This window comes from Amycolatopsis sp. La24 (genome assembly GCF_029087445.1).
Classification (GTDB): domain Bacteria; phylum Actinomycetota; class Actinomycetes; order Mycobacteriales; family Pseudonocardiaceae; genus Amycolatopsis; species Amycolatopsis nivea.
Genome location: NZ_JARACH010000121.1, coordinates 1 through 8,957, shown reverse-complemented (window position 1 = coordinate 8,957; position 8,957 = coordinate 1). Strand labels below are relative to the sequence as shown.

The following is an 8,957-nucleotide window of genomic DNA, read 5'->3' as shown; positions in this document are numbered from 1 at the left end:
CCCACGGCCAACTCCGCGCAGCCCGCCTCAGCACCGGTGATCGATAGTCAAAGACACCTGTCCACGACGCGAAACGCCAGGTCAAAGGCGGTATTTGAAGATCGAAGTCGAGATAACGGCGGCGACGACGTCGTCGCCGAAGACCTCGCCCCAGCGCCCGAAGGGCTTGTTGCTGGTGACGATCAGGCTGGCGCGTTCGTAGCGGGAGGAGACCAGCTGGAAGAACAGGTTCGCCGCTTCGGCTTCGAACGGGATGTAGCCGACCTCGTCGACGATGATCAGCGGGATCCGGCCGAGTTTGACCAGCTCGGCCTGCAGTTTCCCGGCGTGGTGGGCGTCGGCGAGACGGGATACCCATTCGGCGGCGGTGGCGAACGCGACCCGGTGCCCGGCCTGGCAGGCGCGCATCCCGAGCCCGATCGACAGGTGTGTCTTCCCGGTCCCGGGCGGCCCGAGGAACACCACGTTCTCTTTCGCGGCAATGAAATCCAGGGTTCCGAGGTGGGTGATGGCGTCGCGTTTCAGCGAGCGTTGGTGGTCGAAATCGAACTCCTCCAACGATTTCCGTGCCGGGAAACGGGCGGAGCGGATCCGGCCTTCCCCGCCGTGGGACTCGCGGGCGGCGACCTCGCGCTGCAGACAGGCCGCGAGGAACTCCTCGTGCGTCCAGGACTCGGCGCGGGCGCGTTCGGCGAGCCGTTCGACGGCCTGGCCCAGCGACGGGGCCTTCAAGGCGCGGGTGAGGTAGGCGATCTCGCCCTCGACGTTGCGGCCGCTGGTTTTCGCTGGCGTTTTCGCGGTGGCCATCAGGCGATCCCTTCGTCGCTGCCGGCGAGGCCGAACATCCGGTCGTAGTCGGCCAGGGCCCGGTGCTCGACGCTCGTGTCGGCCTTGGGGACCGCGACCAGGCGGCGGGCCTGGCGCATCCGGGCAGCCGCGGCGGCATGAGCCGGGTCGGTGATGCTCTGGTGGTCGGCCCAGCAGCGGGCATGCCGGGCAACCTGCGTGTTGTCGCAGGTCACCACGACCTCGGCGAGGTCCGCGGCGATCTGGACCCGGCGGCCGACCGCGCTCGGGTGGACCGAGTAGTCGTTGGAATCGAGCCGGACGTAGTGATCCCGCGGCAGGCGGGTGCTCAGCCGCCAGCCGGTCACCGGCGCGACCGGCGGCAGCGCCAGCATCGCCGAGCGGTCCGCGCCCCACCGGTCCAGCGGCCGGCAGCCCAGACGGCGGTGCTGGCGCTGGTTCGCCCGCTGCAGCCAGCCCGCGAGCTGGGCGTTGAAATCGCCCGGACCGGTGAACGCCCGGCCGGGCAGGAACGAGGTCTCCAGATAGCCGTTCGCCCGCTCGACCAGCCCCTTCGCCTCCGGGTCGCCGGGCCGGCACTGGATCACCCGGATCCCGAGCGTCCCGCGGAACGCGTTCATCGGCTCGGTCAGCTGCGGTTTCCCGCCGCGCCACTGCCCGACCGCGGACTCGTTGTCCCAGACCAGCGCCTTGGGGACCCGGCCCCAGCCGCTGATCAACTCCCAATGCCCGGCCAGCAGGTCCGGCGACTGCCGCGACGGCAGCATCACCGCGGTGATCATCCGCGAATAGCCCGACACCATCACCAGCACCGGCGGCCGCCCGGTCTGGCCGAACCCGAGCGGCACGTCCGCCGGCGGGAACCACAGGTCGCACTGCGCGAGCTCGCCCGCCTGGTACTCCGTGCGCGACGCCGGATCCGCCGGCTTGAACAACGGCCGCAACTGCCCGACCCGTTCGAAGAACACCGTTTTTCCGCGTTCCCAGCCGACCCGTTCCATGATCACCGTCGAGGGCATCTCAGGGAACTCCGCCAGCAACGCCCGGATCTGCGGCTCGACAGCGTCCACGATCGACCCCGTCGCCGCCCGCTCATACCGCGGCGGCTCATGCGAGGCCAGCGCCTTCTTCACCGTGTTCTTCGAGATCCCCAGCCTGCGAGCGATGGCCCGGATCGCCATCCCCTCAGCCCGATGCAACCGGCGGATCTCCGCCCAGTCCTCCACGTTCAACACCTCATGATCGTTCATGGGTGGGTCAACATTCGCCCGGAAACACAGGGTCAGTCTTCAGGCGGAACCGACAACTCGATAATGAACGGCGATATCAACACAAGTCCCCCAGTCGCATCCCAGGCAGGTAGAACAGATTTTAAGATCTTTTACCTTCGTCGAGTTGATCTCAAAATGCTACTCGAATACCCCTGGACCCGAAAGGTCGGCGGATATCAGCGTGCTACTAGGACGCGACTATTAACGCAGCTCAGAAGCTACCAGCAATGATCAATCTCCGAAATCTAAGGGGAGTCGACATGGGTCTTGATCGACGGACTGCCCGAGGCGGGACAGTAGCCCCGGGACGCGTCACTAGTTGACGCGTAGCAATTGCGTGGTATTTCGCTGGCATCGGTCATGGCTTCCTGTCGTCGTTGTTGTTCGCACCGACGCCGTGGGAGACATGACATGGCAACGCAATCTGCTTTTCACCGCCGCAGTGCTGCGGATGGCCCGAACTCGTTGGACATCGCGCGAGACGCGTTTACCTGGCTGGTGGCCGGCCCGTGCCCGGTGTCGTTAAACGGCCGTCTCTTCAAGGGTTTGCCGGACCGGCAGGTCGCGCTGGATGAGGTTCGTGATCGGTTGCTGGCGCGCCGGTGCCCGCAGGCGACACGGGACGCGGTGTGGGCGCACCTGGTGTTGCGATCGCGCACCGAAGGAGCGACCTGGACGGTCGCGGCGGTCGGTGTCGCATTGCCCGCGCTGACGTCGGTCGCGGCAACCTTGTCCGGCGGGTTCGCCGGCGATCCGGCTGACATCCACGCCGAGGTGCTGCGGGGCTTTCTCTCCGCCTTGCCGAGCATCGATCTGCGCCGGCCGCGGATCATGCTGCGCCTGAGGTGGGCCGCTTACCGGTCCGGATACGACGCGCTCACCGATGCCTTGACTGGTCCGACTCCGATCCCGCCGGGGTTCCGCTCCTCTCCGCCGCACACCCCGTGGGGACATCCCGATCTCGTCCTCGCGCGTGCGGTCGCGGACGGGGTCCTGACCCAGACCGAAGCCTCGCTCATCGGCGCGACCCGCCTGGAGCACGTGCCGGTGGCGGACTGGGCGGCGCAGCACAACACCGGCGAGTGGGCGGTCTACAAGTCGCGCAAACGCGCGGAGCTGCGACTAGCCGATTACCTGCGCGACCGCATCGCCGAGGCCGATCCGACTGATCCGCTCACCGACCAGGTGGCTACCGCGGTGGCGCTGGCCCGACCGGCCGACACGGCTCCGGACATGGCGACGTCGTCACCGTCCGTGTCTTCCGAGAGCACCGTCTCCGGGCGGAAGACCCGGGACCGCGTGTCCAAAACGGATGCGGAATCCGGAGTTCAGGGCTGCGGGACACACCCGCCCTCAGACCGCTCTTCGGAGGTGCCGCCATGCGCCTGATCGACCACTCTTCTGCCGCGCCGGTCGAGCCGTGCCGCGCTCGTGCCGAAGACGACCTTTTGCTGTCGTCGCGGAACGTTGAGAAAAAGAAACCCGCTCAACGGTTCATCCGGACGCCGAAAGATCTGACCAATCAGCGCGGACGACAGTCGCCGCGGCGGCCCCCGTCCCGCGCTGTGCTGGTCGCCGAACTGTCCGGGATCGCGCTGCTCGCATCAGCTTCGGCAGCGCACGCCGACACCATGGTGGTCGCCCTGGCCGGCTCGGTCACCGAGATCCTGAGCAACGTCCAGACGTGGATCATGGGGATCCTGGCGGGCCTGGCCACGCTGTTCATGACAGTCGGTGCTTCCCGCTACATGTGGGGAAACAACGAGCCCCAGGAGATCGCCAAGGCCAAGGCAGCGGTCAAGGCCGCTGGGTTCGGCTACTGCCTCGCGCTCCTCGTGCCGCTGGTCCTGGAGATCCTCAAAGGGTTCGTGGGCGCGCAATGACCGCGGACGATTCTGCGACAGCCCGCTCGCGTCGCAGCCCTGGCGAGACCGGCGACGCCGCCAACTGCGGAACCCGGCCGCCACCTGATCAGCGGCGACGCAGGCGTACGGCTGCGCTGTTGTTGCTGAGCGCCGTCGCAATTCTCACCGCCGTGCTCGCGGCCAACGCGGCAGCCGCGCCCGCTGCCCCGCAGCAACCGCCGCCTGCACCGCTCCCGACTAACGAACCGTGCACACCGGGTTCGCCGCTGCCGGCATGCCACCTGCCGACGCCGACCACGACGACACCGAAGCCGCCACCAAACACACCGCCGCCTGTCCCGACTGAGGTTCCCCCACCGACGACGTGCAGCTTTCCCGGCCAACTCAGCTGCGCTTCGCTCGGTCCGACGACGACCGCACCGTGCTCGGGTGAGGACTGCATCCCGCAGCCGACGACGCCCCCGCCCTCGACCGGGACGCATCCGCCGGGCAGCGGCAGCAGCGACAGCGACTCGAAGTGCGGCATCACCGACATCGGCGCGTGCATCACCGAGGCGATCAACTCTGCGTTCCGCAGCATCGTCGACTCCGCCTTGTCACCGATCCTGGACCTGATCGGACACAGCGCACTGTCGACGCCCACCATCAGCGACCTGCCAGGCATCGGCGAACTGTGGAACGGCTCGTGGGAACTCGTCGTCGCCGCGTACGGCTTGTTCATCCTCGCCGGAGCCATCCTCGTGATGAGCCACGAGAGCATGCAGACCCGCTACTCGCTCAAAGAGATCGCGCCACGGATCCCGCTCGCGTTCATCGCCTCGGCGCTGTCGCTGTTCCTTGTCGACAAAATCATCCGCCTGGCCAACGGCCTGACCCAAGGTGTGCTCGGCGACGGAGTCAGCCCTCCCTCGGTGGGCGACACGATGACCGAAGCGTTCAACAACGCCGCGGCCGGCGGGCTGTTCACGATCCTCGTCGGCTTGGTGCTCGTCGTGGTCGGTGTCGCGCTGCTGATCGTGTACGCCATCCGAGTCGTCATCACGCTTGGCCTGATCGTCTGCGGACCGCTGCTCCTCATCTGCCATGCCCTGCCGCACACCGACCCGCTCGCCCGCTGGTGGTGGAGGGCCATCGCTGCCGCGCTCGGCATCCAAGTCGCCCAGGCGGTGGTGCTGGTCACCGCAGTGCGGACGATCCTGTCCGGCGGCGTTCATCTGTTCGGATCGACGCTGTCGGCGCTCGGGATGCTGCTGGTGGGCATCGCGTTGTTCGTCGTGCTGTTCAAGATCCCGTTCTGGATGCTGTCCGCGACGAAGATGGGCTCCGGGCGTTCGTTCCTCGGCAGCCTCATCCGCGCCTATGTCATGGCCAGGGCTTTCAGCATGGTCATGGGCAAGACACGCACACCCCGCAAAGCCGCAGCTAACACCGGCACCCGCACCGCGGGCCGCGGCGGACGACCGGACGTCGCGCCACAGTCTGCGCCGCATTCCGGCACGGTCGGCGAACGGCTCAAAGCCGCCCGCGACGCCGAGCGCCGGCGTGCGTCGCGCCGGTCGCGACTGCCGTCGCAAGCACCGCAGTTCCTCCAACCCTCGCCGCAGCGCACCACCCACGATCCGGCGGTCACTCCGACGAGGAAGGGGCCGGCGACGCCCGAGTTCAGCTCTGCACCCGAACCCACCGCGCCGATGCCCAGTCCGACGCAACCACCTCGCGCACCGCAATTCCGCTCCGCCGCCGCAGGCCGCCCTCGCCCCGGTTCCCCGGCACAGGCCCCGGCGCGGCCGATCCGCACGGCCGCTGTACCGCCGAAGCTGAAATTCCAGTCAGCTGCGCCGACTTCGCGGACGCCACGGACGCCGCAGAAACCAACAACTGCCCCTGCCGCACCGGCTTTCCGGCCAGCACAACCGGAACCCCGGATCGGGGACGCCTACCGCCGAACCCCCTCGATCCCGCCCGCGGTGTTCCGTGCACCGAAACCTGCTCCCGGAGGTGATCGGCCATGAGCCAACCGATCCGTATCCCCGCCGACGTCGACCGCGAAGACCGCATCATTGGCCCTCTGACCGCGCGGCAACTGGCGATTCTCGCCGTCACCGGGCTCGTGCTGTACGGGGTGTACACGGTCACGCGCACTTTCCTACCGCTGCCGGTGTTCCTGGTGTTCGCGATCCCGGTCGGGGCGACGGCCGCGGTGCTCGCGTTGGGGCAGCGCGACGGCATCTCCCTCGACCGACTGGCCTTGGCAGCACTGCGCCAGCGGGTGAGTCCGCAGCATCGGGTCACCGCCCCGGAAGGCATCCGCCCGGTGCCGGAATGGCTAGCGAACCGAGTCGAGGCCGCCGGCAACGGACCAGCACGACGGAGCCACAGCGCTGGCGACGCGGTATCTCCGGCACCGTTGCGACTACCGGCCGACGCGGTCGCCGAGACCGGCGTCATCGACCTCGGTAAGGACGGGCTCGCGGTCGTCGCGGTCGCCTCGACTGTCAACTTCGGCTTGCGCACCCCGGCAGAGCAGGAGTCGTTGGTCGCTTGTTTCGGGCGATACTTGCATTCGCTCACCGCGCCGGTGCAGGTGCTCGTCCGCGCGGAACGGCTAGACCTGTCCGGTCAGATCGCGGAGCTGCGCGAGCACGCTGCAGGATTGCCACACCCTGCGCTCGAGCGCGCCGCACGCGAGCACGCTGAGTACCTCGACCAACTCGGCCGCACGACCGACCTGCTGCGACGCCAAATCCTGTTGGTCTTGCGGGAACCCCTGCTTCCAGGTGCCGTCGACGGCCTCGGCAGTACCTCGCCCCTAGCCTTGCTGTCCGCGAAACGCAAAGCGGCCAAACGCTCCCACCTTGTCGACGACGCCGCCCGCAATGCTGCCGAGACCCGGCTGGCGCGCCGACTCGGCGAAGCCGCCGAACTGCTCTCCCCAGCAGGAATCACCGTCGTTCCGCTGGACGCCGGACAGGCCACCGCGGTGCTGTCCGCAGCCTGCAATCCGGATTCGCTGATCCCGCCGGGTTCCGGGTTGGCCGGCTCTGAGGAGGTCATCACCACAGCTCCAGACGAGGGCTGGGACGACTCGGCGTTCGGACAACCTGCGCCAACCGTTGCCGACGTCGACGCCTGGGACGACTACGACTACTTCTCGGAGGGGCACCAACCATGAAGTCCAACCGCAAACGTCGGCATGCTCCAGTCGAGGGCGCTCCGCTCGGGCGGGCCGGCGCGTTCACCCCGGATGCCATCTCCGTCCGTAAGCGGTCGTTGGAAGTCGGCGGCGAATGGGTCTCCTCGTTCGCCGTCGCGGGCTACCCACGCGAAGTCCACAACGGATGGCTCCAACCGTTGCTCACCTACCCAGGACGCATCGACGTCTCTCTGCACATCGAGCCAATCGACCCGGTCACCGCCGCCGCCAGGCTGAAGAAGCAGCTTTCGAAACTGGAATCCGGGCGACAGCACAGCAGCGAGAAAGGCCGGCTTATCGACCCATCCGTCGAAGCCGCCACCGAAGACGCCTACGACCTGTCCTCCCGGGTCGCCCGCGGTGAAGGCAAGCTCTACCGGCTTGGCCTTTACCTGACCGTGCACGCCGCCACCGAAGAGGCACTCGCCGACGAAGTCGCCGCGATCCGATCGCTCGCTGCGTCGCTGCTGCTGGACTGCAAACCGACCACCTACCGCAGCCTGCAAGGCTGGATCACCAGTCTGCCCATGGGACTTGACCTTGTCGGCATGCGCCGCACCTTCGACACGTCCGCGCTCAGCGCCGCATTCCCGTTCACCAGCCCGGACCTGCCGCCGCCTGACCCGACCTCGGTCGGAGCGCCGAGCGGAGTCCTGTACGGCTTCAACGTCGGCAGCCAGGGCCTCGTGCACCACGACCGATTCGCGCTCGACAACCACAACAGCGTGACCCTCGGCCGCTCCGGAGCGGGCAAGAGCTACCTGGCCAAACTGCAAATACTTCGCTCGCTCTACCGCAGGACCGAGATCCACGTCATCGACCCCGAAGACGAATACGCCCGCCTGGCCGCCGCAGTCGGCGGCTCCTACGTCCGCCTCGGCGCGGAACAGGTCCGCGTCAACCCCATGGACCTGCCCATCCACACCCGGCCCGACGGACGCCGCACCGCACCCCGAGACGCACTGATCCGCCGATCCCTTTTCCTGCACACCGTCGTCGCGGTCCTGCTCGGCACGGAACTGACCGGAGCCGAACGCGCTGTGCTCGACCGGGCGATCACCACGACGTACCAGCGCGGAGGCATCACCTCCGATCCCCGGACCTGGACCCGCCCGGCACCGCTGCTGGCCGACCTCACCGACGCCCTCGCCGCAGACGACGAGCAAGCTGGCACCGAACTCGCCGCGCAGCTGCGCCCCTACGTCACCGGCGCGTTCTCCGGCCTGTTCTCCGGTCCCACGACGACGCGGCCCGAAGAACACCTGGTCGTGCACTCCCTGCGGGACCTGTCGGACGAGCTCAAACCAGTCGGCACCCTGCTGACGCTGGACACGATCTGGCGGCAGGTGTCCAACCCCGCTATCCGCAAACCTCGGCTGGTCGAGGTCGACGAGGCCTGGCTCTTGATGAAAATCCCTGCTGGTGCCGAGTTTCTGTTCCGCATGGCCAAAGCCTCCCGGAAGCACTGGGCCGGGCTGGGCATCTCCACACAGGACACCGCAGACCTGCTCGGCTCGGACGTCGGCAAAGCCATCGTCGCGAACGCGGCCACGCAAATCCTGCTCCGGCAAGCCCCGCAAGCGATTGACGAGATCACGCGCGCCTTCGACCTGTCCATGGGCGAACGGCAATACCTGCTTTCGGCCGACCGTGGACAAGGCCTGCTCAGCACCGGCATGCAACGAGTCGCGTTCCAGTCCATCGCATCACCGGTTGAGCACCAGCTGGTCACGACTTCCCCAGAGTTCCTCGCAACTTTACCCGAATCTGAGCGGAACTCTGGGTATTTGGTGCTTGACGATGATAGCTGAATCCCGGAGT

7 protein-coding genes and 1 pseudogene are annotated in these 8,957 nt (G+C 67.8%); 5 read left to right on the top strand and 3 right to left on the bottom strand.

Annotated elements, in window-relative coordinates; all coding sequences use genetic code 11:
- Positions 1-117 precede the first annotated feature (117 nt).
- Positions 118-807: pseudogene (istB, locus tag PUT80_RS45715) on the bottom strand (IS21-like element helper ATPase IstB); the annotation flags it as partial.
- Positions 807-2,042 (bottom strand): IS21 family transposase, encoded by a 1,236-nt coding sequence (gene istA / locus PUT80_RS45710; RefSeq protein WP_275295868.1) that lies wholly within the window; start codon positions 2,040-2,042, stop codon positions 807-809. The gene istA and the pseudogene istB, both read right to left, overlap by 1 nt.
- Positions 2,043-2,489: 447 nt before the next feature.
- Here istA and PUT80_RS45705 point away from each other — a divergent pair, with 447 nt between their 5' ends.
- Together PUT80_RS45705 and PUT80_RS46380 are read left to right on the top strand one after the other, a co-directional pair.
- A complete protein-coding gene (locus PUT80_RS45705; protein WP_275295866.1) occupies positions 2,490-3,467 on the top strand; it encodes a hypothetical protein in 978 nt (325 codons plus the stop codon).
- Positions 3,458-3,961, top strand: coding sequence for a pilin (locus tag PUT80_RS46380; protein ID WP_343076924.1), 504 nt, complete (start codon positions 3,458-3,460; stop codon positions 3,959-3,961). The genes PUT80_RS45705 and PUT80_RS46380 overlap by 10 nt, the downstream gene beginning before the upstream one ends.
- 88 nt (positions 3,962-4,049) lie before the next feature.
- On the opposite strand, the gene PUT80_RS45695 is transcribed toward PUT80_RS46380, so the two are convergent.
- Complete coding sequence (locus tag PUT80_RS45695; RefSeq protein WP_275295865.1) at positions 4,050-4,523, bottom strand: hypothetical protein; 474 nt, start codon at positions 4,521-4,523, stop codon at positions 4,050-4,052.
- 13 nt (positions 4,524-4,536) lie between these two features.
- Between PUT80_RS45695 and PUT80_RS45690 the strand changes: the two genes are divergently transcribed.
- From PUT80_RS45690 to PUT80_RS45680, 3 genes are read left to right on the top strand one after another with little or no spacing between them, the layout of a single operon-like run.
- Positions 4,537-5,955, top strand: a complete 1,419-nt coding sequence (locus tag PUT80_RS45690; protein ID WP_275295864.1) for a hypothetical protein — start codon at positions 4,537-4,539, stop codon at positions 5,953-5,955.
- Positions 5,952-7,115, top strand: coding sequence for a PrgI family protein (locus tag PUT80_RS45685; RefSeq protein ID WP_275295863.1), 1,164 nt, complete (start codon positions 5,952-5,954; stop codon positions 7,113-7,115). The genes PUT80_RS45690 and PUT80_RS45685 overlap by 4 nt, the downstream gene beginning before the upstream one ends.
- Entirely contained in the window at positions 7,112-8,947 is a 1,836-nt protein-coding gene (locus tag PUT80_RS45680; protein WP_275295862.1) for a DUF87 domain-containing protein, read from the top strand. Before PUT80_RS45685 ends, PUT80_RS45680 begins: the two co-directional genes overlap by 4 nt.
- The last annotated feature ends 10 nt before the right edge of the window (positions 8,948-8,957 follow it).

Bases quoted from the DNA above. Each gene is read 5' to 3' on its own strand.
- PUT80_RS46380 (WP_343076924.1), top strand. From the start codon at position 3,458: ATGCGCCTGATCGACCACTCTTCTGCCGCGCCGGTCGAGCCGTGCCGC.
- PUT80_RS45680 (WP_275295862.1), top strand. From the start codon at position 7,112: ATGAAGTCCAACCGCAAACGTCGGCATGCTCCAGTCGAGGGCGCTCCG.
- PUT80_RS45705 (WP_275295866.1), top strand. From the start codon at position 2,490: ATGGCAACGCAATCTGCTTTTCACCGCCGCAGTGCTGCGGATGGCCCG.
- PUT80_RS45695 (WP_275295865.1), bottom strand. From the start codon at position 4,523: ATGCTGCGGAACGCAGAGTTGATCGCCTCGGTGATGCACGCGCCGATG.
- PUT80_RS45685 (WP_275295863.1), top strand. From the start codon at position 5,952: ATGAGCCAACCGATCCGTATCCCCGCCGACGTCGACCGCGAAGACCGC.